The 26037-nt window shown below is 70.4% G+C and carries 23 protein-coding genes and 1 pseudogene; 12 read left to right on the forward strand and 12 right to left on the reverse strand.

Annotated features, from left to right (window positions below):
- The first annotated feature begins 169 nt into the window (after nt 1-169).
- On the forward strand, nt 170-892 hold the full coding sequence (locus OHA11_RS37755; protein ID WP_266504041.1) for a dienelactone hydrolase family protein: 723 nt from the start codon (nt 170-172) through the stop codon (nt 890-892).
- 28 nt (nt 893-920) lie between these two features.
- On the opposite strand, the gene OHA11_RS37760 is transcribed toward OHA11_RS37755, so the two are convergent.
- The gene (locus tag OHA11_RS37760; RefSeq protein ID WP_266504044.1) at nt 921-1064 is read right to left on the reverse strand and encodes a hypothetical protein; all 144 of its coding nucleotides are present in this window, start codon (nt 1062-1064) and stop codon (nt 921-923) included.
- A gap of 39 nt (nt 1065-1103) precedes the next feature.
- Here OHA11_RS37760 and OHA11_RS37765 point away from each other — a divergent pair, with 39 nt between their 5' ends.
- Both OHA11_RS37765 and OHA11_RS37770 read left to right on the forward strand, forming a co-directional pair.
- The gene (locus OHA11_RS37765; protein ID WP_266504046.1) at nt 1104-1757 is read left to right on the forward strand and encodes a M15 family metallopeptidase; all 654 of its coding nucleotides are present in this window, start codon (nt 1104-1106) and stop codon (nt 1755-1757) included.
- Between the two features lie 29 nt (nt 1758-1786).
- Nucleotides 1787-2311 (forward strand): GNAT family N-acetyltransferase, encoded by a 525-nt coding sequence (locus OHA11_RS37770; protein ID WP_266504049.1) that lies wholly within the window; start codon nt 1787-1789, stop codon nt 2309-2311.
- Between the two features lie 54 nt (nt 2312-2365).
- Here OHA11_RS37770 and OHA11_RS37775 read toward each other — a convergent pair whose 3' ends face one another.
- Nucleotides 2366-3361 carry a dipeptidase gene (locus OHA11_RS37775; RefSeq protein WP_266507733.1) on the reverse strand — a complete coding sequence of 332 codons (996 nt, stop codon included), beginning with the start codon at nt 3359-3361 and terminating at the stop codon, nt 2366-2368.
- 221 nt (nt 3362-3582) lie between these two features.
- Between OHA11_RS37775 and OHA11_RS37780 the strand changes: the two genes are divergently transcribed.
- The 4 genes and pseudogenes from OHA11_RS37780 (at nt 3583) to OHA11_RS37795 (ending at nt 9432) form a co-directional block, all read left to right on the forward strand.
- Entirely contained in the window at nt 3583-7209 is a 3627-nt protein-coding gene (locus OHA11_RS37780; RefSeq protein WP_266507734.1) for a DNA polymerase III subunit alpha, read from the forward strand.
- Nucleotides 7206-8180 (forward strand): hypothetical protein, encoded by a 975-nt coding sequence (locus OHA11_RS37785; RefSeq protein ID WP_266504052.1) that lies wholly within the window; start codon nt 7206-7208, stop codon nt 8178-8180. Before OHA11_RS37780 ends, OHA11_RS37785 begins: the two co-directional genes overlap by 4 nt.
- Before the next feature lie 28 nt (nt 8181-8208).
- Nucleotides 8209-8385: pseudogene (locus OHA11_RS37790) on the forward strand (MarR family transcriptional regulator); the annotation flags it as partial.
- A 171-nt stretch (nt 8386-8556) separates the two neighbouring features.
- On the forward strand, nt 8557-9432 hold the full coding sequence (locus OHA11_RS37795) for a triacylglycerol lipase (RefSeq protein ID WP_266504054.1): 876 nt from the start codon (nt 8557-8559) through the stop codon (nt 9430-9432).
- A gap of 14 nt (nt 9433-9446) precedes the next feature.
- Here OHA11_RS37795 and OHA11_RS37800 read toward each other — a convergent pair whose 3' ends face one another.
- Nucleotides 9447-10541, reverse strand: coding sequence for a lytic polysaccharide monooxygenase (locus OHA11_RS37800; protein ID WP_266504057.1), 1095 nt, complete (start codon nt 10539-10541; stop codon nt 9447-9449).
- A 165-nt stretch (nt 10542-10706) separates the two neighbouring features.
- Here OHA11_RS37800 and OHA11_RS37805 point away from each other — a divergent pair, with 165 nt between their 5' ends.
- A complete protein-coding gene (locus tag OHA11_RS37805; protein WP_266504059.1) occupies nt 10707-11195 on the forward strand; it encodes a GNAT family N-acetyltransferase in 489 nt (162 codons plus the stop codon).
- 29 nt (nt 11196-11224) lie between these two features.
- Here the strand turns inward: OHA11_RS37805 and OHA11_RS37810 are convergent, their stop codons facing one another.
- On the reverse strand, nt 11225-11359 hold the full coding sequence (locus tag OHA11_RS37810; protein WP_266504061.1) for a hypothetical protein: 135 nt from the start codon (nt 11357-11359) through the stop codon (nt 11225-11227).
- A gap of 215 nt (nt 11360-11574) precedes the next feature.
- Here OHA11_RS37810 and OHA11_RS37815 point away from each other — a divergent pair, with 215 nt between their 5' ends.
- On the forward strand, nt 11575-12261 hold the full coding sequence (locus OHA11_RS37815) for a bifunctional 2-polyprenyl-6-hydroxyphenol methylase/3-demethylubiquinol 3-O-methyltransferase UbiG (RefSeq protein WP_266504063.1): 687 nt from the start codon (nt 11575-11577) through the stop codon (nt 12259-12261).
- A 127-nt stretch (nt 12262-12388) separates the two neighbouring features.
- On the opposite strand, the gene OHA11_RS37820 is transcribed toward OHA11_RS37815, so the two are convergent.
- Both OHA11_RS37820 and OHA11_RS37825 read right to left on the reverse strand, forming a co-directional pair.
- Nucleotides 12389-12889: a DUF402 domain-containing protein gene (locus OHA11_RS37820; RefSeq protein ID WP_266504066.1), complete on the reverse strand. Its 501-nt coding sequence runs from the start codon at nt 12887-12889 to the stop codon at nt 12389-12391.
- On the reverse strand, nt 12870-13790 hold the full coding sequence (locus tag OHA11_RS37825; RefSeq protein WP_266504069.1) for a GNAT family N-acetyltransferase: 921 nt from the start codon (nt 13788-13790) through the stop codon (nt 12870-12872). The genes OHA11_RS37820 and OHA11_RS37825 overlap by 20 nt, the downstream gene beginning before the upstream one ends.
- A 71-nt stretch (nt 13791-13861) precedes the next feature.
- On the opposite strand from OHA11_RS37825, the gene OHA11_RS37830 reads away from it, so the two are divergent.
- The gene (locus OHA11_RS37830; RefSeq protein WP_266504071.1) at nt 13862-14242 is read left to right on the forward strand and encodes a GntR family transcriptional regulator; all 381 of its coding nucleotides are present in this window, start codon (nt 13862-13864) and stop codon (nt 14240-14242) included.
- Between the two features lie 289 nt (nt 14243-14531).
- Nucleotides 14532-14906, forward strand: a complete 375-nt coding sequence (locus OHA11_RS37835; protein ID WP_266504074.1) for a hypothetical protein — start codon at nt 14532-14534, stop codon at nt 14904-14906.
- A gap of 194 nt (nt 14907-15100) precedes the next feature.
- On the opposite strand, the gene OHA11_RS37845 is transcribed toward OHA11_RS37835, so the two are convergent.
- Entirely contained in the window at nt 15101-16195 is a 1095-nt protein-coding gene (locus OHA11_RS37845; protein ID WP_266504077.1) for a DUF5925 domain-containing protein, read from the reverse strand.
- A 248-nt stretch (nt 16196-16443) separates the two neighbouring features.
- Here OHA11_RS37845 and OHA11_RS37850 point away from each other — a divergent pair, with 248 nt between their 5' ends.
- The gene (locus OHA11_RS37850; protein WP_266507736.1) at nt 16444-17865 is read left to right on the forward strand and encodes a xylan 1,4-beta-xylosidase; all 1422 of its coding nucleotides are present in this window, start codon (nt 16444-16446) and stop codon (nt 17863-17865) included.
- Between the two features lie 148 nt (nt 17866-18013).
- Here the strand turns inward: OHA11_RS37850 and OHA11_RS37855 are convergent, their stop codons facing one another.
- From OHA11_RS37855 to OHA11_RS37875, 5 genes are all read right to left on the reverse strand, one after another.
- Entirely contained in the window at nt 18014-21958 is a 3945-nt protein-coding gene (locus OHA11_RS37855) for a lipopolysaccharide biosynthesis protein (RefSeq protein WP_266504080.1), read from the reverse strand.
- Complete coding sequence (locus tag OHA11_RS37860) at nt 21951-22769, reverse strand: polysaccharide deacetylase family protein (RefSeq protein ID WP_266504082.1); 819 nt, start codon at nt 22767-22769, stop codon at nt 21951-21953. The genes OHA11_RS37855 and OHA11_RS37860 overlap by 8 nt, the downstream gene beginning before the upstream one ends.
- The gene (locus tag OHA11_RS37865) at nt 22766-23761 is read right to left on the reverse strand and encodes a glycosyltransferase family 2 protein (protein ID WP_266504084.1); all 996 of its coding nucleotides are present in this window, start codon (nt 23759-23761) and stop codon (nt 22766-22768) included. The genes OHA11_RS37860 and OHA11_RS37865 overlap by 4 nt, the downstream gene beginning before the upstream one ends.
- A complete protein-coding gene (locus tag OHA11_RS37870; protein ID WP_266504087.1) occupies nt 23758-24576 on the reverse strand; it encodes a glycosyltransferase family 2 protein in 819 nt (272 codons plus the stop codon). The genes OHA11_RS37865 and OHA11_RS37870 overlap by 4 nt, the downstream gene beginning before the upstream one ends.
- 366 nt (nt 24577-24942) lie before the next feature.
- On the reverse strand, nt 24943-26037 hold the full coding sequence (locus OHA11_RS37875) for a GNAT family N-acetyltransferase (protein ID WP_266504090.1): 1095 nt from the start codon (nt 26035-26037) through the stop codon (nt 24943-24945).

The raw sequence follows: 26037 nt of genomic DNA on the forward strand, positions 1-26037 counted from the left end.
CCGTTGGCGGACCTCGGCGACCACTGCTACTTTTCCGGAGGCCGTGCGAGAGAACGAGGAGGTGGTACCCGTGAACACAGTATCGACATGGGTGCTTCCCTCCGGGGTCACGGTCGGGCGATAGGTCGTCCGGGAGCGCCATTCCAGAGCACTCCCGAAAGGCATGACCATGCAATTCACTTCCGAGCAGCGCCTCGACGACGGCGTCCTCGAACGCGAATTCACCCTCGGCGAGATCCCCGGCACCCTGTGGACGCCTGAGTCTCCCGCGCCGGCCCCGCTGATCCTGATGGCCCACAACAACGGCCTGCCCAAGAGCCAAGCCCGGCTGGTGGCCCGGGGGCGGCACACAGCGGCGTACGGCTACGCGGTGGCCACCATCGACGCCGCCGGGTGCGGTGAGCGGCCCCGTTCCGCCGCCGACGAGCAGACCCGCGCCGACCTCCGCCGGGCGATGCAGGCCGGCGAGCCGGCAGATGAGATCTTCGAGTCCCTCGTCGGCCCGCTGGTCGAAAACGCGGTCCCGGAATGGCGGACCACTCTGGACGCCCTCCTTGCGCTGCCCGAGATCGGCGGCCCGGTCGGGTACTCGGGGTGGATGGCTCTCGGCATCCGACTCGCGGTGGTCGAGCCGCGCATCGCCGTCGCCGGGTTCTTCGCCGGGGGTTTCGTGCCCCGCGCCCAGCGCGAGGAGGCCCGGCAGGTCACCACTCCGCTGCTGATGCTGCTGCAGTGGGACGACGAAGGGAATCCCCGGCAGCGGGCCCTGGACCTCTTCGACGCCTTCGGTACCAAGGAGAAGACGCTGCACGCCAATATGGGCGGGCACACCGGCACCCCGTGGTTCGAGGGGGAGGACGCGAACCGGTTCTTCGGCCGGCACCTGAAGTAAGGCCGGGCCGCCTGGCCGGCCGCAGACGCTAGGCGCTGCCGGCCAGGATGCCGCTCACCGAGGACAGGCCCCGGCCCTCCTCGATGACGGCGCCCGGCAGATGCACAACCGCCCCGATCGCGGCGGTACCGTCCATCGACGGTACCGGCCGGTCGGGGCGGCGCCCGGCCACCAGCGCCTCCACCAGCTGGGTCCAAGGAGAGAGATGCGTATGAACGAGATCGTGCTGATGTCAGATCCAAAGATCGCGGCGATCCCTGTAACCGACTGCGGTGAACCGCTCGTTGACGTCCGGCTTGGGGGATCCCTTGCTGTCGATTCTCGCAGGGTCGATGAATCAGGAGCCTTCGCGCATCTGCGAGAAGGGGTTCTGACCCGTCTTCTCAAGGCTCAGCGGCTGCTCCCGGACGGCATCCGGCTGCTGTTCATCGAGGGCTACCGGCCGCCCGCGCTGCAGCGCCACTACTTCGAGCGCTACGCCAACGAACTGCAGGCCGACAATCCGAGCTGGTCGCCGACGCAGCTTCGCGACGCCGCGAGCCGGTACGTATCTCCGCCGGAGATCGCGCCTCACAGCGCCGGTGCCGCGGTTGACCTCACCCTCATCTCCGCCGCCGGGCGGGAACTCGACATGGGAACTCGGGTGAACGCCAACCCGGAGGAGAGCGACGGCGCTTGTTACATGGACGCCGGTAACGTCAGCTCCGAAGCGCGGGCCAACCGGCGGGTGCTCGGTGACGCACTGACCGCTGTGGGCCTGGTCAACTACCCCACCGAGTGGTGGCACTGGTCCTACGGCGACCGATACTGGGCCCTTGCCACCGAAGGCGACAGCGCGATGTATGGGCCTCGGGAACTCGGTTGAGCTGCGCGAGACGGACATGTACTGCCACGATGATCTCCATGTCGGCTTCGGTCATACCCCTCGCGCAGTACACCAAGGCGGAACGTGACGAGATCACCGGCGGTGCCGTCGATCCATCCAGGGTGGCTGCAACCGGCCTGACATGGCTCGACAAGGAAGTGCACTTCGGTGTCAAGCAGCAGGGCCGTCTGGTGGCGCACGCCGGATTGGTTGAGGTACCGGTCTCAGTCGGTGCTGTCCGACTGCAGGTGGCCGGCCTCGGCGCCGTCATCGTGGCACCCGGCCTGAGAGGACAGGGGCTGGCACGCCTGGTGGTCACGGCCGCTATGGATCACGCCCGCGGCCTTGGCATCGAACGGGGGCTGCTGTTCTGCTGGCCGGATCTGATTCCGTTGTACGAGCGGATGGGCTGGCGGGCCCTGCCCGATGACGATGTGCAGGTCCAGCAGCCCGACGGGCCGGTCCGCATGCCGTTGCGGGCCATGTGGACGCCGCTCGCAGACGGCGCGGAATGGCCGGCCGGGCAGGTACGTCTTCTCTCCCTTCCCATGTGAGGAGCGGCGGGCCGGCCTGAGCAAGGGCGGAGTTCGGGCTAATCGCAGTTCGGGCTAATGCCACACCAGCGCGGCGACGCGGCGGAAGTTACCTCCCAGAATCGCTGCCACGGTGTCGTCGGGGTATCCCCGGGCGAGAAGCGCGCCCTCGACCGTCAACAGCCCTTCCGGGGGAAGGAAGTTGATCGGCCCCCAGCGCGTGTAGCAGTCGGGGTACAGCTCCGGGCTCTGTTCGAGCATCGTGTTGAAGTCCTCATGGTCGAACGGGTAGTCGGTGGATACCCCGACGTGCTCCGGGCCGACGAGGTCGACGGCGTAGTCGATGTGCCGTACCAGCGCGTCGACGGTGCCGTCGTTGGGACCCAGGAAGATCCCGACGCCGGTGATGCCGATGACCCCGCCCGTGGCGGCACATGCCTTGGCCTGCTCGTCGGTGATGTTGCGGGGGTGGTCCCACACCGAGCGCATGCTGGAATGGCTGTAGATCACCGGCTGTTCAGAGACCTCGCACATGTCCAGCCCGGTACGGGCACCGCAGTGAGATCCGTCCGCCACCATGCCGACGGCGTTCATCTCCCGCACCAGCGCCCGGCCGTAGGCGGTGAGCCCCTCGTCGGCCTCGTCCAGACAGCCCCCGCCGGCCGCGTTGCGGTTGTTGTAGCTCGGCAGCAGCGTGCGGACACCGAGTTCGTAGAATTCGCGCACCCGGTCCAACCGCCCCTCGAGCGGCCCGGAATCTTCAAGATCGAAGGCCACCGCCACGTCACCCGCACGCCCGGCGGCGTCGACGTCGTCCACAGTCACCGCCGGCCGCAGACGGTCATCCGCGTCGATCTTCCCCCGCCAACTCGCGATCAGACCGGTGACGTCCTTCGCGCCGTGCGGAACATAGCCCACGTTCACCGAAACGAAGCTGCCCCCGGGCCTGCGGTAGCGGGCCAGTTCGCCGATGTCCGCGCGCTGCTCCAACGGCAGGCAGCAGTGCTGCTCCCACAGCAAGGGCGGGCGGCGCAGTCCTGAAGATTCTGATTCGTTCGACACGGTGCGCATCATGCCCGTGCCCCACCCGCTCCAGACTCGGCAGCGGAGCGATCACGCCATGACCAGGCGCCAACAAGCCTGAACGGTCACAAACCCGACGTTTGCGCAGGTGAGGCGGGCCCGGACAGGTATCGCACGCGCATTCGATAATTGGTCTATGGTGGGGGTGAGGGAGTAGGGAACACATGTTCGAGGGCTGGCGTGGGAGCCCCTGGGTGATGGAGGTGCGCGTGCCGGACTTCACGCATCTGCACACCCTTTCCGGGTTCTCCCTGCGATACGGGGCCTCACACCCGGAGCGCCTCGCCGAGCGCGCCTCCGAGCGCGGCATGGACGCGCTCGCCCTCACCGACCGGGACACCCTCGCGGGCACGATCCGCTTCGCCAAGGCCTGCGCCGAGCATGGGGTGCGCCCGCTGTTCGGCGCCGAACTCGCGGTCGGGGAGCCCGTACGGGCCCGGGAGTCCGTACGGGCTCCCCGACCCCCGCGAAGTGGGGGATCTGTCCGGGCCGGGGAGTCGGTACGAACCGGGGGGTCCGTGCGAACCGGAGAGCCCGTACGGGGAGGGCGGCGGCGGGCCCCCGTGCGGGGCGGTGCCTTCATCGACGAGTCGACACCCCGGGTCACCTTCCTGGCCCGGGACGGCGCGAAGGGCTGGGCCGATCTCTGCAGAATCGTTACTGCGGCACATGCGGGCAACGAGGGCGACACGAGCGGGCCGCAGCTGCCCTGGGCGGACAACCACGCCGACGGCCTGACCGTCCTGCTCGGGCCCGCCTCCGACGTCGGCCGGGCGCTCGTCGCCGGGCGCCCCGACCGGGCCGCGAAACTGCTCGCGCCCTGGCGGGAGGTCTACGGCGACGCCCTGCGTCTCGAAGCGGTCTGGCACGGGCGCGAGGGCACCGGCCCCGGCTCGCTGCGGCTGGCCGCCCGTACCGTCGGCTTCGCTGCCGAGCAGCGGGTGCGGCCGGTCCTCAGCAACGCCGTCCGGTACGCCGACCCGGGCATGGGCCCGGTCGCCGACGTCCTGGACGCCGCCCGCCGGCTCGTGCCGGTCGACCCCCGCAAGGAGCTGGACAGCGGCGAGGCCTGGCTCAAGGACGCGGGCGCCATGCTCGGCGCCGCCGAACGGATCGTCGAGGCCGCGGGCTATCGCCGCGACACCGCGTACCGCCTGCTCGAACAGACGCGGGCCACCGCCGCCGAGTGCCTCGTCGACCCGGAGGACGACCTCGGCATCGGCTCCGTGCACTTCCCCGAGCCGCACCTCGTCGGCGCCGGACGACGCACCGCGCAGCGCGTACTGGCCTCGCGGGCGGCGGCGGGAATGGTGCTGCGCGGCTACGACCGTTCTCCCGAAGCGCGCGACTACTGGGAGCGGATGCACCGCGAGCTGGACATCATCGCCCACCACAACTTCGCCTCCTACTTCCTGACGGTCGCTCAAGTCGTCGACGACGTAAGGGAGATGGGCATCCGGGTCGCCGCGCGGGGCTCCGGCGCGGGCTCGCTCGTCAACCACCTCCTCGGCATCGCGCACGCCGACCCCGTCGCACACGGGCTGCTGATGGAACGCTTCCTGTCCAAGCGCCGCCCGGTCCTGCCCGACATCGACATCGACGTGGAGTCCGCCCGCCGGCTGGAGGTCTACCGCGCGATCATCGGCCGGTTCGGCACCGAGCGGGTCGCGACCGTGGCGATGCCGGAGACGTACCGGGTGCGCCATGCGGTACGGGACGTCGGCGCGGCCCTCTCCATGGATCCGGCCGACATCGACCGCATCGCCAAGTCCTTCCCGCACATCCGCGCCCGCGACGCCCGCGCGGCACTGGAGGAACTGCCTGAACTGCGCTCCCTGGCAAAGGAGTTCCGGCAGGAAGGGGCGGCCGGGTACGGGCGGTTGTGGGACCTGGTGGAGGCACTGGACGCCCTGCCGCGCGGAGTCGCCATGCACCCGTGCGGAGTGCTCCTCTCCGACGCCTCGCTCCTCGCCCGTACGCCCGTCATGCCGACCAGCGGCGAGGGGTTCCCCATGTCGCAGTTCGACAAGGAGGACGTCGAGGACCTCGGGCTGCTCAAGCTCGACGTGCTGGGTGTGCGGATGCAGTCCGCGATGGCGCACGCGGTGGCCGAGGTGGAGCGGGCCACGGGGGACCGGGTCGACCTGGACGCGGTCGAGGGGGGCGACCCTGCCACGTATCAACTCATCCGGTCCGCCGAGACGTTGGGCTGCTTCCAGATCGAGTCGCCGGGCCAGCGGGACCTGGTCGGCAGACTCCAGCCCGCCACCTTCCACGATCTCGTCGTCGACATCTCCCTCTTCCGGCCGGGGCCGGTAGCGGCCGACATGGTGCGGCCGTTCATCGAGGCGCGGCACGGCCGGGCGCCGGTCCGCTTCCCGCACCCGGACCTGGCGGGACCGCTGCGGGACACGTACGGGGTCGTGGTCTTCCACGAGCAGATCATCGACATCGTCGACATCATGACCGGCTGCGGGCGCGACGAGGCGGACCGGGTGCGGCGCGGGCTGTCCGACCCCGAGTCGCAGGGGCGGATCCGGGTGTGGTTCGCGCAGCACGCCGCCGCGCGGGGGTACGACGCGGAGACGATCCGGCGGACCTGGGAGATCGTCGAGGCCTTCGGGTCGTACGGCTTCTGCAAGGCGCACGCGGTCGCCTTCGCCGTGCCGACGTACCAGTCGGCCTGGCTGAAGGCGCACCATCCCGCCGCCTTCTACGCCGGGCTGCTCACCCACGATCCCGGGATGTATCCGAAGCGGCTGCTGCTCGCGGACGCGCGGCGGCGGGGGGTGCCGATCCTGCCGTTGGACGTGAACCGGTCGGCGGTCGCCCATCGCATCGAACTGGTGTCTGAATCTGAGGGGTTCGAGGGGTTCGGGGGAACGGCCGGGGGGACCCCCAGGGGGTCCGGGAAAGCCTGGGGTGTGCGGCTCGCCCTCTCCGACGTGCACGGCATCAGCGAGGCCGAGGCGGTGCGGATCGCGGCCGGGCAGCCGTACGCCTCGCTGCTCGACTTCTGGGAACGGGCCCGCCCGAGCAGGCCACTTGCCGGGCGGCTCGCACAGGTCGGCGCGTTGGACGCCTTCGGAGCCAACCGCCGTGATCTGCAACTGCACTTGACCGAGCTGCACCGGGGAGCGCGTGGCGGTCGCGGGGACCAACTTCCCCTGGCCGGCGGGCAGAAGACCGCGTCCGCCGGGCTGCCCGACCTCTCCTCGGCCGAGCGGCTCAGCGCCGAGCTGGGTGTGCTCTCCATGGACGCCTCACGGAATCTGATGGACGATCACCGGGAGTTCCTGGACGAGCTGGGCGTGGTCACCGCGCGTCGGCTGCGGGCGGCCCGGCACGGTGAGACGGTCCTGGTCGCGGGCGCCAAGGCAGCCACCCAGACCCCGCCGATCCGCTCCGGCAAGCGGGTCATCTTCACCACCCTGGACGACGGTACGGGCCTGGTCGACCTCGCCTTCTTCGACGACTCCCACGACGCGTGCGCCCACACCGTCTTCCACTCCTGGCTCCTGCTCGTACGCGGAGTGGTGCAGCGGCGCGGCCCGCGCAGTCTCAGCGTGGTCGGGGCGACCGCCTGGAACCTCGCCGACCTGGTGGAACTGCGGCGCGAGGAAGGCCTGGACGGAGTGGCCCTGCGACTTGCCGAGCCGCAGGGGGAGGACGGGGCCGAGGACGGCTCGCGGGACACGGGAGATCCGACGGGCGGCCGTCGAATCAAGATGCCCACGGGATACGAAATGCATCCGTGGGCGGATCTGCGCCCGGCGGGCGAAGGGCCCGCCGGTGGAAGGAAGTTGTGGCACCAGAGCCCGGGGAGTGCGGGATGACCATCCTCTGCGTACGTTTCCAACTGCCTCCGGCGCACGAGGCCGCCCTGCCCGGGCTCCTCGGCACGCTGGAGGAGTTCACCCCCGTCGTCGAAGCGCTGCCGCCCGACGGAGCGCTGGCCGATCTGCGGGGCGCCGAACGGTACTTCAAGCGGGACGTCGCCGAACTGGCCGCGCTGATCCGGGTCCGGGCGCTCGCCTGGCACGGCGTCGACTGCGCGATCGGGGCCGGACCCGGGCCGATGTTCGCGCGGATGGCCCTGCGGGAAGCCGCCCCCGGAACGACCCGCGTGGTGCCCGAAGACCCCTGCGCCCTCGCGGAGTTCCTGGCGGAACAGCCCGTGCGAGCGCTGCCCGGAGTCGGCACCGCCACCGCCCGCACCCTGTGCGAGTACGGCCTCGACAGCGTCGGCAAGGTGGCCGCCGCACCCCTGTCCACACTGCAACGGCTCACCAGTGCACGCATGGGCCGCGAACTGCACGAGATGGCCCAGGGCATCGACCGCGGCCGGGTCGTACCGAACGCCGTCTCCCGCTCACTCGCCGCCGAACGTCCCTTCCCGCGCGACGAGTTGGACCCGGACCTGCACCGGCGCGCCCTGCTCTCCGCAGCCGAGGAACTGGGTGCCCGGCTGCGTGCCCTGGAGAAGGTGTGCCGCATGCTCACCCTCACCGTCCGCTACGCCGACCGCTCCACGACGACCCGCAGTCGCACGCTCCCCGAGCCGACCGCCCACTCCTCGGCGCTGACCGATGCCGCGTACCGCATGTACGAGGCGCTCGGGCTGCAGCGGGCCCGGGTCCGCGGCATCGTTCTGCGGGCCGAGGGGCTTGACCCTGCCGAACGGGCCTCCTGTCAGCTCACCTTCGACCCGGTGGACGAGAAGGTCCGTCGCGTCGAGGAGGTGGCGGACCGGGTCCGGGCGAAGTTCGGGCCGCGGGCGGTAATGCCGGGTTCGTTGGTGGCGTAACCGCTTCGCGCGACGCCCCGTGGGGAGACGGGGGCGGCTGGTCGTACTGACCGAGCGGGGCCGGGCCTGCACGCGCGCGGCGGAGGAATCGGCCGCGGAGGCCGTCGGCCCCTGGGTCGAACTGCTCGGGGAAGGTGAAGTCCGGGCGTTGCGTGACCGTTTGCTGCGCATTGCACCCTATGGCCCCATCAGGCCTGCCTGGTGACAGTTCAACGGCACGTGTCAGTGCTCCTGGTCGGCGCCGGAAGTTTTTACTGACGCGTAACTTCACACTTCTACTACTCGACCGTAACTTGGCAAAAGAACAGCATCCTCGTGATCCGGATCACAGGGCGTACGCCGTCGTAACTCCCTTGAGCCGCAAGGAGATCACTCGATGCTGCCCTGGAAACGCCTGCTCAGACCCCTGGCTGTGCTGCTGCTGACCGCCGCGGTCACCGTCGTCCCCACCGCCACCGCCACCGCCGCTACCGCAGAGACCGAGTCCGCGTCGAGCAGCGGCTGGAACGACTACTCCTGCAAGCCGTCCGCCGCCCACCCGCGCCCCGTCGTCCTCGTCCACGGCACCTTCGCCAACTCCGTCGACAACTGGCTGGGCCTCGCGCCCTATCTGGTCAACCGTGACTACTGCGTCTACGCCTTCGACTACGGGCAACTGCCCGGCGTGCCGCTCTTCAACGGCCTCGGTCCCATCGACAAGTCGGCGGAGCAACTGAAGACCTTCGTCGACAAAGTGCTCGCCGCGACCGGCGCCGCCGAGACCGATCTCGTCGGCCACTCGCAGGGCGGCCTGATGCCCCGTCACTATCTGAAGTTCCTCGGCGGAGCCGCCAAGGTGAACGCCCTCGTCGGGATCGCCCCCGACAACCACGGCACCACCCTGAACGGACTCGCCAACCTGCTCGCGTACTTCCCCGGCGCGGCCGACCTGTTGTCCATGTCCACTCCGGCCCTCGCCGACCAGGTGGCCGGATCCGCCTTCCTGACCAAGCTCAACGCGGGCGGCGACACCGTCCCGGGCGTCCGCTACACGGTCATCGCCACCAAGTACGACGAGGTCGTCACGCCGTACCGCTCGCAGTACCTCGACGGTCCGAACGTACGCAACGTCCTGATCCAGGACCTGTGCGCGCTGGACCTCTCCGAGCACGCGGCGATCGGACTCATCGACCGCATCGCCTTCCACGAGGTGGTGAACGCCCTGGATCCGGCACACGCCACCCCGACGACCTGCCTGTCGGCAGTCGGCTAGCCAACCGGTCGCCTCTATCGGCTGTGGCGACCGCCGCTCACCGCACGGCGACGAACCGACGCGAACACCCCCGCCGCGCCCATCGCCAGGGCGGTCGCCCCACCGATCGCGACGTACGAAGTGGTGCTCGAACCGCCGGTCTCGGCGAGGTTCTCCGAGCTGCCGGCGGGCTCGGCGTCCCTCGCCGAGTCGCCCGTCGCCTCGGAGGGATCTGCCGACTCGGCGGATTCCTTGTCGGAGCCGGAGCCGGAGCCGGAGCCGGTGTCCGAGGTGGTGTCCGAGGTGGTGTCCGTGGCCGCCGTGGCGTCGGCCTGGGTCTTCGGGTCGTCGTCGCCGTGACCGCCGTGCTCCACGGACGACTTGTCGGTGCCGTCCGCGATCTCCTGGTCGGACGGCGCCGACGCGGTCGGGGCCGTGGAAGCCTCGGCGCCGCTCCCGCCCCCACCCCCGCCTTCCCCGAACACGACGTCCGAGCAGGTGTAGAACGCCTCGGGGGAGTCCGAGCGCTGCCAGATCGAATAGATGAGGTGGCGGCCCGACTTGACCGGGACGACGCCGTCGAAGACGTAGTCGCCGCTCTCCAACCTCGGGTCGGTGACCTTGAGGAACGGCCTTGCCTCCAGGTCCGACCACTTCAGGGGCTTCGTCGGGTCGTAGCCGTCCTTGGTGACGTACAGCTCGAACGAGCCCTTGTGCGGGGCGGTTCCCTTGTAGCGGAAGGTGCGGTTGCCCGACGTCAGCTGGGTGGCCGGCCAGTCGGCGCGGGCCAGGTCGAGGCCCTTGAACTTGTCGTTGCCCGCGCTGCACAGCTTCCCGTCCGGGATGATCTGCTTCGACTTCCCCGCGGCATTGGCGATGTTGACGCCGTTCCAGTCGTAGAGGGCCTGCGTACCGCCGGCCGCGACCGCCGCCTTGCACGCGGCGGACTTCGGGCTCTCCGGACCCTCCGCGTAGCAGCCCGCGACCCTGCTCACCGGGTCCGTCATCGAGCCGTGCGCGACCGCCGGGGCGGCGGCCAGCCCGGTCAGCGCGAGCGGGGCGACGCCGACGGCGGCGACCGTTGCGACCGTGGCGAGGCGGGTGCGGGTGACCTTGCGGCGAGCGGGCATGGGGGACTCCTCGAAGCGGGTCTGGGGGCGCCTTGATGCCTGGGGGCGATGAGCAAGCTAGCCCCTCGAAACCGCGAAATCGCCTGTTGGGAGGGGGTGAAGGCGATCCTTAGGCTCCGCTTAAGGGAGTACTGAGACTGCGATCAGGTAGATACCGTTCCGACCATGACGAAGACCCCGAAAGGCGCCCCGGCCGATACTCCGTACGACACTCGGATCCGCCCCGCCGTCGCCTCCGACACGGCAGCCGTGAAGGCCGTGACCGATGTGGCGTACCGCCCCTACATCGAGCGCATCGGGGTGGTTCCGCGGCCCATGGAGGCGGACCACGCGGCCGACATCGCCGCTGGGCGGGTGTTCGTCACGGGGGAGCCCGTGACCGGACTCGTGGTGATCGAGGCGCACGAGGACCATCTGTTCCTCGACAGCATCGCCGTCCACCCGGACGCCCATGGGCAGGGTGTGGGGCGTCGGCTCCTGGCCTTCGTGGACGCGCAGGCGCGGGCGCTCGGGCTGCCCGAGGTCAGGCTCTACACGCACTCGATGATGTGGGAGAACCAGAAGATCTATCCCAAGTACGGGTACGAGCTCGTCGAGCATCGGGTGGAGGGGCCGTACGACCGCCTCCACTACCGCAAGCGGCTGGCGCCCTGACGGCCGCGACCGGCCGGCGCCCTGACGGCTCAGCCGTCCGGCCACCATGTGCGTGCGATGTCCTTTCGGACCTCCGGGCGCTCGGCGGGGCGCTCGTCGGCCTCGTCCCGCACGCGACGGGTGTCCGACTTCCTCAGGGGCTTCTGCACGGTTATGCGGCGCATGGCTGCCTCCTTGCGTCTACCGGGTTCCGCGTTCGTACGGGGGTAGACCGTTCCGGGGAGAGTGACTCATCGGTGCCCGCTTGTCAGTGGCGGCTGTCACGTTTCACCTGTGAGTCCACATGTCGGACACCTGGGGTTCGGTGTGGGTTCGGCGCAGGTCCGCCGCCGGACTCGCGCCCCGGCCCGTTGTCAGTGGCAGGTGTCACTCTGGGCACATGACGAGTAACAGCGCCAGTGAAGAAGTGAAGGCCGGCGGAGAAGTGAAGACCGGTAGAGAAGTGAAGACCGGTAGAGAAGCGAAGACCGGTGAAGAGCGGTTCGGTGTCGACTGGGACGCCGAGTCCGTGACGTTCGACGACGAGCCGGACCACGGACTGCGGGATCCCGTCGTGCGCGAGGCCTGGGCGGCCAGGCTGCGCGGGTGGCTGACGCGCGGCCCGGCCGACGTGCTCGATCTGGGGTGCGGCACCGGCAGCCTGTCGCTCCTCGCGTCCGAGCAGCGGCATCGGGTCACCGGAGTCGACCTCTCGCCGCGCATGGTCGACCTCGCCCGCGCCAAGCTGGCGGGGCGCGACGCGACGTTCCTGGTCGGCGACGCGGCCGCCCCGCCCGTCGGGGAGCAGCGCTTCGACGCCGTCCTGGTCCGCCATGTGCTGTGGACGCTGCCCGATCCCGGCCGCGTCCTGCGGCACTGGCGCGGACTGCTCCGCCCCGGCGGCCGGCTCGTGCTGATCGAGGGCGTCTGGGGCACGGTGAGCCCGGTCGGCATATCCGCCGACCGGCTGACCGGACTGCTCGCACCCCTCGCAGAGGACGTCCGCGTGGAGCGGCTGTCGGACGACCCGCTGCTGTGGGGGCGTGAGGTGGAGGACGAGCGGTACGCGGTGGTGGCCGTGCTCTGAGGGAACCCGAGGGAGACGGAGTGAGGCGGTGGTGCGGGCTGTGGTGTGGGGTGCGGTGCGGGGGTGCCGGTGTGGGGCGCCCGTATCGGCGATGTCTCCAGGCCCCCCAGTGCCCAGCCCCCAGCACCTAGGTCAGCAAGGCCTCGAAGTCGTCCTCGCGGGCGCGGAGTTCGAGCTCGTCCAGGGCGGACCGGGCTGCGGCTGCCGCCTGCGGATCGGTGGTCTCCAGGCCGCTCGCCGCGAACTCGTCCTCGTCCAGCCGCAGTACGGCCCTGCCGTCGGCGGAGCGCCACAGGTCGAGGTCGAGATCCTCGACGACCACTTCTCCCTCGGAGACGGTGGCCGGGCGGGTGATGTCGCAGTACCAGCCCTTCAGCACGCCGTCGGGACCACGGACCTCCTTCACCGCGTACCACCGGTCGCGCCAGTAGTGCTCGGTGAAGACGTCGCCCGGTTCGAAGCGTACGAAGCCGAAGTCGCGGACTCCGGCACCGGCCCAGGCCGCGCGGACCGTGACGTGCGTGCCGTCGTCGTGGAGCAGCTCGGCCGGGTAACGGATCTTCGTACGGCCCGCTTTGACCAGGACGATCTCCAACTGGAGGGGGGAATCAGCCGAGTTCGCGGACATGCTGCACCTCCGTCGCGCAGATTTCGTAGCCGAACCATCTGTTGATCGCCAGCATGGGTTCGTTGCCCGCGTCGTTGCCCGTGAACGCCTCCGTGAAGCCGGCGGCGCGGGCGCGGTGCAGGGAGTCGTTCTTGGCGAGTTTGGCGAGGCCGCGGCCGCGGTGGGCCCGGGCGGTGCCGGTCATCACGGTGCCGTAGCGGGTGCCGCCGTCGGTACGGGCGGCGCTGAACGCCGCGGGGCGGCCGTCGACGACCGCCACCGTGGTCAGTTCGTGGCTGAGGAGAGGGTGGTGCCAGGTCTCCTTCAGCCAGGCCGCGTAGTCCGTGAACTCGTGGGCGATGTCGCTCGGTTCGTCCGCCAGCGTCTCCGCGTCCAGGTCGAACAGGGGGCGGGGGTCGTCCGCGAAGTCCGCGGCCGTGCGCAGTTCGACGTCCGCGGGCGGTTCGTGGAGCGGCGGCAGTGTGCAGGTCGCCAGGTCCAGGCGGAGGAAGTGAGTGGAGCGGCTGGGGCGGTAACCGCGCCTCTCCGCGAAGGCGCGGTTCGCCGGCTCGTCCACGACCCGGACGAAGAGCCTGGTCGTGTCCAGGGCGGCGAGGCGCTCCTCCGCGGTCCTCACGAGGAGCGAGCCCGCGCCCCTGCCCTGGCGGTCCGGGTGCACGTACACGTTCAGATAGCCCTGGCCGGGCTGCGGGCTGTCGTACACGATGCCGACCTGGGCCGTACCGACGAGTTCGCCGTCCTCTTCCGCGATCAGCGGCTGGAAGTGGGCGTCCGGGTGGATGTGCGCGGCGTCGTAGGTGATGGCCTCGGGGGTGGAGAGCATGAAGGGGAGCGCCAGGTGCCGGATACGGGCGAAGCCCTCGGCGTCTGCCGCGCGGAAGTCGCGGACGATCACAGTCATGACGTCGCACGCTACGCGGCGGCTGCGGCCGGATGCCTCTCATTTTCCCGCCGGTGCGGGACAATCACTGCGTGACGCTGAAGATCGACATCGATGACGGCGCGGGGATCGCGCCCTACGAGCAGGTGCGCGCCCAGATCTCCGAGCAGGCACGGGCCGGGGCGCTGCCGGTGGGATACCGGCTGCCGACCGTGCGGGGGCTGGCCGAGGAGCTCGGCCTCGCCGCCAACACGGTCGCCAAGGCGTACCGGGCTCTTGAGTCGGACGGGGTCATCGAGACGCGGGGGCGCAACGGAACGTTCGTCGCCGCCGCGGGCTCGGCGGCGGAGCGGGAAGCCGCGACGGCCGCGCAGGCCTACGCGGATCGCGTGCGACGCCTCGGGCTGTCCGAATCCGCCGCCCTCGACGCGGCTCGGGATGCGCTGCGGGCGGCGTACGGGACGTCCGGCTGATGCCTGATGCCACGTGTCTGACGCCCGATGCCTGATGCCCGATGCCGCGCATGCCAGCGCGATGGTGGTGGCCACCGCCTCGTGAGCGCGGCGCGGACACCCGCGGACGGCGGACGGCGGAAGGAAGCAGTAACCCCGCCCTCGGACCCCTGAACTTCGCGACCCGGCCTACCAGGATCGGGCCGCTGCGACCTACCAGGATCGGGCGGCTGCGAGCAGGGCGTCCCGGACCTGGGTGGCGTCCCGGCAGAGCACGGAGCCGGTGCGCTGGGCAAGGAAACCGGTGTTGATGGGTGGGTCCTCGGGCGCCGTTCTCGTCGGCATCGCCATCGCCTTCGGGTTCGCCACTCTCCCCGCCATCCTGCTCTCCGCCGTAACCCGGACGCAGACCGGCGTGGCCAACGGCATCAACTCTGTTTCCCGCTCGGTCGGCAGCGCCGTCGCCAGCGCCCTGCTGGGCACGCTCCTCGCGGCCGGTAAGGCGGCGGGGGTGCCCGCCGAAAACCGCTTCACCCTCGCCTTCGGTCTCGCCGGCGGGGCGTTCGCGATCGTCGCCGGTCTGGCTGTGTTCGGACTCCGAAGCCCTGGCGGCCCGCGTCCCCCGCTGCGGGACCTCCCCGCCGAGCGGGTCGGCGAACGCCGTACGGCCACCTGCACCCGCTGACCCCACCCGCACCTGCTGACCCGCAACGGTCATGAACTGCGCCTCGCGGTCAACTACGTCGCTCCCGTACTGCTCACCCGGGAACTCCTGCCGCTGCTGAAGCGGGCCCAGCCCTCCCGGATCGTGAACGTCGTCTCGGTCGGCCAGCAACCGGTGGACTTCACCGATCCGCAGCTCGAACGCGACTGCGCTCCCTACAGATACAGACCCGCGTCCGCGCCCTCTCGTTGGTCCGGGACCGATGTCGGGGTGGTGCCACGGCGCAGGGCGTACAGCTCGGCGAGGGTGGCGCCGTCCCGGGGGAGGCCCTCCTCCGTGCCGAGCCAGGCCGCGGACTCGCGGCGGGTGAGCGGGCCGACCTCGATACGGGCGAGGCAGCGGCCGGGGCGGACCACGGCCGGGTGGAGGCGCTCCAGGTCCTCGTTGGTGGTGACGCCCACCAGGACGTTGCGGCCCTGGCCCAGCAGACCGTCCGTGAGGTTGAGCAGGCGGGACAGCGCCTGGCCCGCCGTGTGCTTGGCCTCACCGCGGATCAGCTCGTCGCAGTCCTCCAGCAACAGCAGCCGCCAGCGGCCCTTCCCCGTGCCGTCCTCCTCACCGATCGCGATGTCCATCAGATAGCCGACGTCGGAGAAGAGCCGCTCCGGATCCAGGACGCAGTCCACCTGGCACCAGTCCCGCCACGAGCGCGCCAGCGTCCGCAGCGCCGACGTCTTGCCCGTACCCGGCGGACCGTGCAGCAACAGCAGCCGGCCCGCGATGTCCTCCGGCGTCGTCTTCATCAGGCCGTCCATCGCGTCCGCCACGGGCGCGGTGTAGTTGGCGCGCACCTCTTCCCACGTACCCGCCGAGATCTGCCGGGTCGTACGGTGCGGTCCGCGGCGCGGCGACACGTACCAGAACCCCATCGTCACGTTCTCCGGCTGGGGTTCGGGCTCGTCGGCCGCGCCGTCCGTGGCCTGGCCGAGCACCTTCTCGGCGAGGTCCGCGCTGGTCGCGGTGACGGTGATGTCGGCGCCCCGGTTCCAGCGGGAGACCAGCACCGTCCAGCCGTCCCCCTCGGCGAGGGTCGCGCTGCGGTCGTCGTCGCGCGCGGACCGCAGCACACGTGCGTCGGGCGGGAGCAGCGTGGCCCCGGACCGTACGCGGTCGATGTTCGCCGCGTGCGAGTGCGGCTGCTCGCCCGTCGCGAAGCGGCCGAGGAACAGCGCGTCGACGACGTCCGACGGTGAGTCGCTGTCGTCGACGTTGAGCCGGATCGGCAGAGCGTCGTGTGGGTTGGCAGACATGTCGCCATGATCTGTCACGCCGACGACCCGTGCATCCGGTTTCCGCGTTGCGCGCCGAAGGGGTGTGCCGAAGGGGTGTGCCGAAGGGGTGCGCCGGAGGGCGTGCTGGAGGGCGTGCTGGACGGAGCGGTGTGTCGTTGCGCGTCGGCCGGACCCCGAGGTCCCGGTGTATCCCTTCCGTCCTGTTACAGGGCTGTGGTCGACGGAACCTGTTCCCCCGCCGACCCGCGCCGTTACTGTTGCCCATGATGGGACGTCATGGGTGGAATTCGGGGGCTCGGCGGTGGCGCTTCACCGCTCTGCTCGGTGTGGGCATGGCCGCTCTGGCCCTGGTGCTGACCCTGATCAACACACTCCCCGGCGACGCGGGCAGCGAGGCCGGCACGACCCGCGACGGTGCCAAGGTGCACGGCACGCCGGTCGTTCCCCCGTCCGAGCCCAAGCCGGAGGTGGGCTGGGGCTTCACCCACACCCAGTTCAGTGCCGACGAGGGCAGCGGTGCCGCCACGAAGCGAGTGGAGAAGCGCCTCGGCGAGCAGCCACTGCCGCAGATCCAGCACATCATGGGCTGGGGCGCGGACAACCCCGAACCGGTCAAGGGGCGGTACGACTTCGAGGACATGGACCGCCGGATCGACTTCGTCCGGGAGACGGGCGGCACGCCGGTCGTCACGCTGTGCTGCGCCCCGGACTGGATGAAGGGCGGCACACCCGGCTCCGACAAGACCGACTGGAGCCAGGCGGCACTGGAGACGGCTCCGGACCGCGCCCACTACAAGGACTACGCCGCCCTCGCCGCGACCGTCGCCAAGCGCTACCCGGACGTACGCCACTTCATCGTCTGGAACGAGTTCAAGGGTTTCTGGAACGACGCCGAGGGCCGCTGGGACTACGAGGGCTACACCGAGCTGTACAACCTCGTCTACAAGGCGCTCAAGAAGGTCGACAAGGACATCGAGGTCGGCGGGCCCTATCTGGTGATGGACAGCCTCGACCCGCGCCAGAAGGAAGACGCGTCGACGACGCTGAAGGGCAGTTGGGGCACCATGGACCAGCGGGTCCTGGACGCCTTCGACTACTGGAACAAGAACAAGGCCGGCGCGGACTTCGTCGTCGTCGACGGGTCCAGTTACACCAAGGACGACGACCTGCTGCCGAACGAGTTCGGGGCCACCGACAAGTTCACGGCCGTCAGCCGGTGGGTGCGGGAGCGGACCGGTGACCTGCCGCTGTGGTGGGCCGAGTACTACGTGGAACCCGCCGACGGCGAGGACGTACGCGACGGCTGGTCCGAGCCGCACCGCGTCGCCGTCCAGGCCTCGGGGCTGATCGCGATGGCCCGCGGCGGTGCGACGTCCGGGTTCTACTGGAACCCGGAGACGGAAAAGGGCGCGACCTGTGCGGGGTGTCTGTGGACTCCGACCGATCGCGCGGGTGGGGGTAAGGCGTTGTCGATGTTCGACCTTGTCTCCCGGTTCAACAAGGAGTTCCCGCCGGGGACGGCGTACGAGTCGGTGTCCGTTGCCGCGGACGACAAACCCAATGTGCGGGTGCTTGCCGACGACAAGGCGGTTCTCGTGGTGAACACGCTTGATCGGGAGATCAGTGCGGAGGTTGACGGGAAGCGGTTTGAGATGGGGGCGTACGAAGTGAAATGGCTTCGCCGGTAGCCCTCCGGGGGAGGGGGTGGGCGTTGTTCGAAGCCTGCGGGTTCGTTGTGGCTTGTCGCGCCCCGCGGCGGAGCCGCAAATGTCAGAGCCCCGCGCCCCTAAATGGCGCGCCACCCCAAAGGGGCGCCCCCTGCCAGGGCGCGCCCCCTCACGCCATCGTCAAGAACCTCTGCACCAGTGAAGCCAGCAGCACCGCCAGCAACGGCAGTGAGAACCAGAAGCTGTTCTGTAGCCACTGGAGTTGGCGGATGCTCGGGCGTACTGCTACCCGTACCACTTCGCGGGTCGTCAGCAGGACGATCAGGGCGATCGCCGCCAGGCCGCCGACGACCGACCACGGCGTCCAGGTCACCTGGGGGCCGATAGGACCGGGGTCCGCCTTCGCGACCTGGCCTTCCGGCTGTTTGCGCAGGGTGTAGATCGTGACGTCGTCGTTGGCGAAGGTTTTGCGGAGCTCCTGGCGGGCGTCGAGGTTGTGGACGAGCCGGGTGTCCCACGTCTTGGAGTAGCCCACGTCCAGCTGGAGATAGGTCACCTGGCTGCGGTTGACCATGAGGAACGAGTTCGGACCCGCGTCCTTGAGGGACTTGACCAGTCCCGACACGAGGACCGGATCGGGCGGCGCCTGCGTCGGCAGGTACTCCACCTTCTCCATGTCCCGGGCGCCCCAAGGCATCGCGGGCGTCACGTTGTTGACCGTGTCGTCGCTGAGCCACAGCAGCCGTACCGTCGGCTTGTCGTGTGCGTACACGTACTCCATGCCGGCGACCTCGCCCGGCCGGATCCGCTCGAACGGCTCGTTGCCCCAGCGGGCCACCAGGAAGCCGCCCATCAGGACGAGGCCCGCCATCAGGGCGGCGAGCGGGGCGAGGCTCACCCGGTCCTTGTCCCGTTCCTTCGGGGTGACGCCGGTGCGCGGGAAGAGAGCGAGTGCGGCGAGCAGGGCCGCCCCCGGCAGGGCGAACATGAAGACGCGCAGCGCCATTTCGCCGCCGTACGACTGCATGCCGAAGCCCAGGAACGGGACGAAGGTGAGGACCAGCAGCGACCGTTCGCGGTACTTGTGGTCACGCCGTCGCCACCAGCCCCAGCAGGCCAGCGCCATCACACTGCCGGCCAGCGCCACGCGCGCGTACAGGACGAGTTTGTGGCTCGAACTGCCTTCCCCGATACGGCCGGAGACCGACGACGACACATTGCTGCCCACCCCGCCGACGCCGCCGAACAGCTCGTCGAAGTGCCCCGACCAGTACGGCTCGGCGAGGAAGCCGATCCACACGGAGACCATGACCGCGAACAGGATGGGCAGGCCGCGCAGTTCGGAGCGGCCCACCAGCACGAGGACCGCGAGGACGCCCAGCATCACGAACGGCGTCAGCTGGTGGGCCGGGACCGTCGCCATGAACAGGCCGATCAACACCGCGAGCAGTACGGCCCGTTGGCGCCGGTCGGTGGGCTCGACCTCCAGCTCGCCGGGCCGCGCCTTCGTCCACAGCACCCGCGGCGCCCGGAACCACACGAGCAGGATCGCCACGAAGACGAGATAGAGGAGGTACGTGAAGCCTTGAGGGGAGAAGTAGTCCTGGCCCACCCAGCCGCTGAGCACGAAGATCCAGATGCCGGTCCACTTGGCCCGCCAGCTCGCGCGCATATGGCGTACGAGCAGGAACAGCGGTGCCAGATAGAGGAGTTGGATGGTCATCGGCCACCAGCGGATGACCTCGCTGAGGTCGCTGACCCCGCACGCCTTCGCGACGAACGCGGCCCCCGCGAAGAAGCCCGGCCAGCTCCAGCGCGCGTCCAGGTCGGGCACGGCGGACCCGGTCCGGTCGATGTAGTCGATGAACCCGAGGTGCTGCCAGGCCGTCGCGAACCGCGGCTCGGTCTCGATCACCGCGGGCAGCGCGTGCAGCGACACCACGGTGGCCAGCAGCGTGACGAGCAGCAGGGCCCGGTGCTCGCGGCCCAGCCAGAGCAGCGAGGCGAACACCGTGGCCAGCAGACCGGCGCCGACCAGCGTCGGCGTCGGCAGCACGGAGATCAGGCCGAGCCCGCCCATATCGTCGAGATCGCGCTCGCCGAGTCCGGCCGCGGGCACCCAGTACAGGACCAGCGCGGCCGTCAGCAGACAGCCGAGCACCACCCCGAGCCGGGTCGGCCGCAGCTGCTCCCACCAGGACAGCGGCGGCACGGACGGACCGGACTGCCCACCCGTCTCATGCCCACCCGCCTCAAGCGCGAGCTGCGAAGACCCCCTCCCGCGTACGGACCCCGACGCGCCGGCCGCGCTCCGTTCGCGTGCGCCCTCCGGCTCGTCGCCGGCCGCCGCCATCCCCTCCGGCGGCTCGAAGGGTGCGTCGACCTCGACCTCGGACGGGCCGAGGGAGGTCTCGGAGCCCGGCTCCCGTTCCTCGACGGGCAGGCCCACCTCCACGCGGGAGGAGGGGAGTTGGAGGGGCGCCTTGAGCGCCCAGGTCGGCCGGTGGTCAGGACGCGGCTCGCTGCGATGCTCCGGCCGTTCGACCTTTGGCGTCCCGACGGGCGGTGTCCCCGGACCGGGCCGCACGTCCGGCCGCCGCTCCAGGTGGTCGAAGTCGAGCTGCACCCCGAGCGCCAGCGTCTCCGTGTCGAGCCGCTGCGCCCAGGCCGGGCCGCGCCCCTTCTTCGGCGTGTCCTGCCGCGACGCGGGCACCTCGGGGGCGCCCAGGTCCGCCAGGTCCCCATCGGGCGCCGCGCGCTCGGGCACGGCGTCGGCCGGCGCGGCCTTGACGATCCGGTACAGCTTCGGCGCGGCGAGTGCCACGATCACCGCGAGGCTGGAGATCTCCGCCACGCCCGCGCCGGTCAGGCCCATGCGGGGGAGCAGGATCACCGTCAGCCCGAGCACCAGCAGGCACAACAGGCCCTGCAGCCAGGCGAGTCCAGAGGTGCGGCTCTGCGCGCGCAGCACCGCGAAGTAGGTCTCCATGACGACCCGCAGCACCGCGCCGACCGCGAACCAGCGCAGCAGCGGCGTCGCCGCGTCCGCGTACCCCTGGCCGAACACGCCGAGGATCCAGGGCGCCCCGAAGAACAGCACACCGGCCACCGGCAGCATGATCCGCGCCATCCGGCGCAGCGCGGCCCGGGTGTTCGCCGCGAGCCGCGCCGGATCGTGCGAGCCCTCGACGGTCAGTGAGGCGCCCATGTTGATGGCGAGCAGGTTGACCGTGCCGCCTATGGTCGTGGTGATGTAGAAGTACGCGTTGTCGACGTTGCTGACCTGCGCGGCGACGATCACCGGGACGAGATACACCACGGCGAGCGAGAACAGCGAGCCGGTGTAGTCGCCCGCGAGGAACCGCCCGATCTCCCTGGTGGTGGGGGGTTCGGCGTGCTCCGCGGTCGCCTTCACATGCCGCGGCACCAGGCGGCGGAACACCAGCCAGCCCAGCGGCAGCACGGACACCGCGATGGCCGCGACCCACGACACGAAGACACCCATGGTCGGGATCGCCGCCGCGAACGCCACCAGCAGCACCAGCTTCACCGCCGAGAACACGGTGTTGCCGACCGGCACCCACAGCGCGCTGCGCAGCCCGGTCAGCACCCCGTCCTGGAGCGTCAGCACCGACCAGGCGACGACGGCCAGCACGAAACCGACGGCGATCAGCGGGCCGTGCAGGAAGCGGTACGAGGAACCCCAGAGGTTCAGGGTGAGCAGGAAGAGGCCCGCGGCCAGCGCCACGACCACCGAACTGCCCGCGTACGTACGGAAGATCAGCCGTCCGGTGCCTCGCCCCGCGACCGGGATGAAGCGGGCGAGCGCGCCCGTCAGCGTCACCGCGGTGAGCCCCGCGAGGAGCTTCATCGCGGCGATCGCGGCGGAGCCCTGGCCGACCGCCGACTCGGAGTAGTACCGGGCGGCGGCCAGCCAGAAGCCCAGCCCCAGCACGGCGGAGATCCCGGTGTTCAGCATCAGGGCGTAGGCGTTCCGGAACAGCGGGCTGCCTCCGGACGACCGGCCGAGGCCGGGCAGGCGAAGGCGGCGCCCGGACCGTTCGGGTGCCTCGGGCGTGGGAGTGTCGGCCTGGGCCGTGGTCGTGTCAGACACGGGAACGGATGGCCTTCCGGCGAACCTGTCGTGCTCTGCGGACCAGCGCGTACCCCTTGGTGAGGGCGCGGTCCCTGGCGAAGGTACGGGCGATCGCGCGTCCCTCCACGAGCCGCCCGAACTCCTCGATACCGGTGCTGCGGCGCACGGTGACCCGCCGCAGCGCGTACGGCCCCTGGCGGCGCCGGGCGAGGCTGTTGCCGACGGCGAGTGCCTGGGCGAACCCGGCCTCGCGCACGATCCGGCGCACCCGGCCGCTGGAGTAGCCGTACGGGTACGCGAACGACGCGGGGCGGGTGCCCAGTTCGTCGGCGACGATCTCCCGGCAGCGCAGCAGCTCGAACCAGAGCGAATCGTCGGTCAGCTGGTCCAGCTGCGGATGCGTGTGGCTGTGGCCGCCGATCTCGACGTCCGCGCCCGCGAGTTCGCGCACCTGGTCCCAGTCGAGCATCTCGTCGAGGGCGCACCCGGTGTCGTACGCGCCGCGCAGCCAGCCGGTCGACACGAACAGCGTGGACGCGAAGCCGTGTTCGGCGAGCACGGGCAGCGCGTGCCGGTGCACGCCCTCGTAGCCGTCGTCGAACGTGATCAGCACGGGACGCTTGGGCAGCGGCTTCGACGCACGCCAACACTCCGCGAGCGCGGCGGTGTTGAGCGGCGTGAACCCCAGGTCGCCGAGGAGCGCCAGCTGTTCGGTGAACGCCTCGGGCGCCACGGACAGCTCCCGGGTCGCGTCGTTCGGCGCGGTCGCGACGGCGTGGTACATCAGAATCGGCACGCGCGCATCGCACGGATCACGCGGGTCACTCATTGTTTCGCCCCCTCGATCTGGGCGACCGAGACCACCGAGAAATCAGCCCCACCCCTGCGTGCCCGGACGCTGCCGAGAACGTACCCGCCCGCCGCCGTCACCACTCCGGTGACGATGGCGGCCGCCCGGCCCGCGCCGCCGGGGCGGGCGAGCAGGGCGTCACGCAGCCCGCGCGCGACCCCGGCGGGCAGCACGCGCGTGGTGTAGCGGCGCTCGGACTCAAGCCCCTTGTCGGCGCCCACACTCCGCGCGACCAGCGCCTTCGACAGACCCTCGGCATACGTGCGCGTACGGAAGTACGCGAAGTGCTCGCGTGCCTCGGGCACCCGGTGGTGGATCACCGCGCGGTCGTCGATCAGCAGGACCGCGTCCGGCCGGGCGTGGGTGAGGCGGATGCACAGCTCCGTCTCCTCGCAGCCCAGCGGACGCTTGTCGCCGTCGCGCCCGATACCGGTCGCGAAGCCGCCCGCCGCGTCGAAGGCACTGCGCCGGAACGACGCGTTGCCGCCGAGCACATTGCGCACCTGGACCCGGCCGGGCGGCAGCCCCTTGTACGTGCAGCCCACGACCCAGTCGAACTCCTCGGGAAACCAGGCCGGCCGACGGCCCGACGCCCAGATCGGCATCGTACGGCCGCCGACGGCCATGACCAGCGGATCCTCGTACCCCTCGGCGAAGTGGCGCAGCCAGTCGCGCTCGGCCACCGCGTCGTCGTCGAGGAAGGCGATGACGTCGCCGTACGAGGCGGCGATGCCGGTGTTGCGGCCCGCGGAGAGGCCGCGGGGGCCCGCGTTGGCGAGCACCCGCACCCCTTCGGTCTCCTTGTACTCCTTCGAAAGCCGGTCCAGGAGCGCCTGGTTGTGGTCCACCACCAGGAGCGTCTCCAGGGCCGGCCGGGACTGCGCCCGCACCGAGGCGACCGCCGCGAGGATGTCCTCCCAGCGGTCCTCGGTGTAGACGCAGACCACCACGGAGATGTCCAGGGTTCTCAAGACACCTCTCCCGGCCTGGAGTTGAGTGCCGCGGCGTGCGGACGGCGGCGCAGCGAGCGCCGGTTGGAGCGTTCCTTGAGGATCACCTTGAGCACCCGCAGCCCGTCCCGTACGGCCCGCAGATTGCTCGTGCCGTGGATCCGGAGGTACTCGTGGCTCGGTATCTCCTGGACCTTGAGCCCCGCCTTGACCACCCGGATGTTCATCAGGGTCTCCACCTCGAAACCGGTGCAGTCGAGGTCGATCTTGTCCAGGCAGTGCCGCCAGAAGGCGTTGTAGCCGTAGCAGAGGTCGGTGTAGCGGGCGCCGAACTTGCGGTTGACGGCGGTGCACAGCGCCCAGTTGCCGAGTTTGCGGATCGGCGTCATGTCGTCCGTGCCGCCGCCGTTGGCGAACCGCGACCCCTTCGCGAAGTCCGCCCCGGAGACCAGCGCGGAGACATAGCTGACGATCTCCTCGCCGTCGGCCGAGCCGTCCGCGTCGACCATGACGATGATGTCGCCGGTGGAGGCCGCGAACCCGGTGATCAGGGCGTCTCCCTTGCCCTTGCCGACCTGCTTGACGACCTTGACGTCGGGCCACAGTTCGCGGGCGACCTCGACGGTGTTGTCGGTGGAATTGCCGTCGACGAGAACCACTTCGTGGATCCAGTCCGGCAGTGTCTTGAAGACGTACGGAAGATTCTCCGCCTCATTCATGGCGGGAATCACGACGCTCACCGGAGGCGCTATGGCCAGGTGAGTCGATATGGGCCGGTACTTGCCGGCTGTGAGCGGATCTTGGTCCGACACCGCCGGGCGCAGAAAAGAACTCATGAGTCTGATCCCTCTCGTCCGGTGGACCGCCCGCCCCTGGGCGGTCCGGCATTTTGTCCGGTTCGAAAGGGGGGTTTTGTCACTTACGGCATGCCGAAATCGATCTCCGTGCAAGCCGGGTGAGCTGGCAAAGCTGGCCGACTGGCTGGGTCGGTCGCGCGGCGGCACTCGGCACAGAAACGGTCACCGAGTACGGCACCCCCCTACCGCGCCCCGCGCCGGGCCCTCGTCGCGATCCTGAGCCCTCCCCTGAATCGCATGTGCATGATGGTCCGATGCGGGTGGATGTACGACGGTATTGATGATTGAGACGATATGGCAAGACCTGGAACGTGGCCTCACGTTTTTTATTGGTTTGGACGTTACCTAACGGCCCGAGCGGATTTTTCCCATCCGTTTGAGCGCTTTGTCGGCCGGCTCGAACAACTCCGGCCGCGCCAGCACCGCGTTGCGCAGCGCCCGGACCGGGGCGCGCCGCGCCCGGTGCCCGAGCGCCACGGGATGGCGGCGCGTCACCAACCCCTCGGACACGGCGAGTTCGCGTGTCTTCAGGGAGTCCTTGTATTCCTTCTGCCCCCGGCCGAGATCCAGATAGGCGATGCCGTCGGCGGCTGCCGCCTCGGCCATCCGCAAATGCAGGACAAGGCCCGGGGAGTACTTGGAGAACGCCGGGTCGTACGCGGGAAACCAGCACGCCAGAACGCGCTCGGAGCGCAGCCCGAAGTGCGCGGCGATCGGTTTTTCGCCCGCATAGAGCACCGACAGGATTCCGGCGAACGGCTCGGCACGGGTGTGGAAGAGCTGGTGGGTCAGCCGGGTGATCCAGGCCTGCGCGAAGCGGTCGCTGCGCCCGGTCCTGCGGTACTGCGCCGACTTCCACTCCATCAGCGTGAGCAGCGCCTCGGGAGCGCGCTCGTCGTGCACGTAGCGCACCTCGCCGTGGTCGCGGCCGAGCTTGCGGTCCTTGGCCAGTGTGGTCCGGGTGAACTTCGGTGACCGGTCCCGCAGTTGAGCCAGATACGTCTCGTACCCCCGGTCGACGTCCATGACCGGGGAGGGGAAGGTGCCGGAGGCCTCGGCCTCGAACGGCGCCTGGCCTTCCACCAGGTGGTCGAACTCCCACACCGCCAGCCCGCAGGCCCGCAGTAATTCCTGTGCGTCCCAGGTGAAGCCGGGCCCGTGGACGAGGCCCTGGCAGTCGGAGACGCCGAGGCCGACGGCCCGGCCGACGCCGGTGGTGGTTCTCTGGAACGGGAAGAAGGCCACGGGTTCGCCGCCCTCCCGGATGACGGCTATCCGTACGCCGCGCCGGCAGCGTCCGACGGCGAGCGCGAACTCCGGTGACAGGAACGGGTTGGCGAGTTCCGGCGAGCCGTGCAGATGTGCCTTCGACTGAAGAGCCGACCACGCCGCCCGGTCGGCGGCGGTCAGTTCGCCCGGTCGGTACACGCTGATGTTCAC

The sequence above is a fragment of the Streptomyces sp. NBC_00878 genome (assembly GCF_026341515.1).
GTDB lineage: Bacteria > Actinomycetota > Actinomycetes > Streptomycetales > Streptomycetaceae > Streptomyces.

What these genes read in the sequence shown, in the direction of transcription:
- OHA11_RS37755 (WP_266504041.1), top strand. Translation starts at nt 170, where the DNA reads ATGCAATTCACTTCCGAGCAGCGCCTCGACGACGGCGTCCTCGAACGC.
- OHA11_RS37765 (WP_266504046.1), top strand. Translation starts at nt 1,104, where the DNA reads ATGAACGAGATCGTGCTGATGTCAGATCCAAAGATCGCGGCGATCCCT.
- OHA11_RS37770 (WP_266504049.1), top strand. Translation starts at nt 1,787, where the DNA reads ATGATCTCCATGTCGGCTTCGGTCATACCCCTCGCGCAGTACACCAAG.
- OHA11_RS37775 (WP_266507733.1), bottom strand. Translation starts at nt 3,361, where the DNA reads ATGCGCACCGTGTCGAACGAATCAGAATCTTCAGGACTGCGCCGCCCG.
- OHA11_RS37785 (WP_266504052.1), top strand. Translation starts at nt 7,206, where the DNA reads ATGACCATCCTCTGCGTACGTTTCCAACTGCCTCCGGCGCACGAGGCC.
- OHA11_RS37795 (WP_266504054.1), top strand. Translation starts at nt 8,557, where the DNA reads ATGCTGCCCTGGAAACGCCTGCTCAGACCCCTGGCTGTGCTGCTGCTG.
- OHA11_RS37800 (WP_266504057.1), bottom strand. Translation starts at nt 10,541, where the DNA reads ATGCCCGCTCGCCGCAAGGTCACCCGCACCCGCCTCGCCACGGTCGCA.
- OHA11_RS37805 (WP_266504059.1), top strand. Translation starts at nt 10,707, where the DNA reads ATGACGAAGACCCCGAAAGGCGCCCCGGCCGATACTCCGTACGACACT.
- OHA11_RS37810 (WP_266504061.1), bottom strand. Translation starts at nt 11,359, where the DNA reads ATGCGCCGCATAACCGTGCAGAAGCCCCTGAGGAAGTCGGACACCCGT.
- OHA11_RS37815 (WP_266504063.1), top strand. Translation starts at nt 11,575, where the DNA reads ATGACGAGTAACAGCGCCAGTGAAGAAGTGAAGGCCGGCGGAGAAGTG.
- OHA11_RS37820 (WP_266504066.1), bottom strand. Translation starts at nt 12,889, where the DNA reads ATGTCCGCGAACTCGGCTGATTCCCCCCTCCAGTTGGAGATCGTCCTG.
- OHA11_RS37825 (WP_266504069.1), bottom strand. Translation starts at nt 13,790, where the DNA reads ATGACTGTGATCGTCCGCGACTTCCGCGCGGCAGACGCCGAGGGCTTC.
- OHA11_RS37835 (WP_266504074.1), top strand. Translation starts at nt 14,532, where the DNA reads ATGGGTGGGTCCTCGGGCGCCGTTCTCGTCGGCATCGCCATCGCCTTC.
- OHA11_RS37845 (WP_266504077.1), bottom strand. Translation starts at nt 16,195, where the DNA reads ATGTCTGCCAACCCACACGACGCTCTGCCGATCCGGCTCAACGTCGAC.
- OHA11_RS37850 (WP_266507736.1), top strand. Translation starts at nt 16,444, where the DNA reads ATGGGACGTCATGGGTGGAATTCGGGGGCTCGGCGGTGGCGCTTCACC.
- OHA11_RS37860 (WP_266504082.1), bottom strand. Translation starts at nt 22,769, where the DNA reads ATGAGTGACCCGCGTGATCCGTGCGATGCGCGCGTGCCGATTCTGATG.
- OHA11_RS37870 (WP_266504087.1), bottom strand. Translation starts at nt 24,576, where the DNA reads ATGAGTTCTTTTCTGCGCCCGGCGGTGTCGGACCAAGATCCGCTCACA.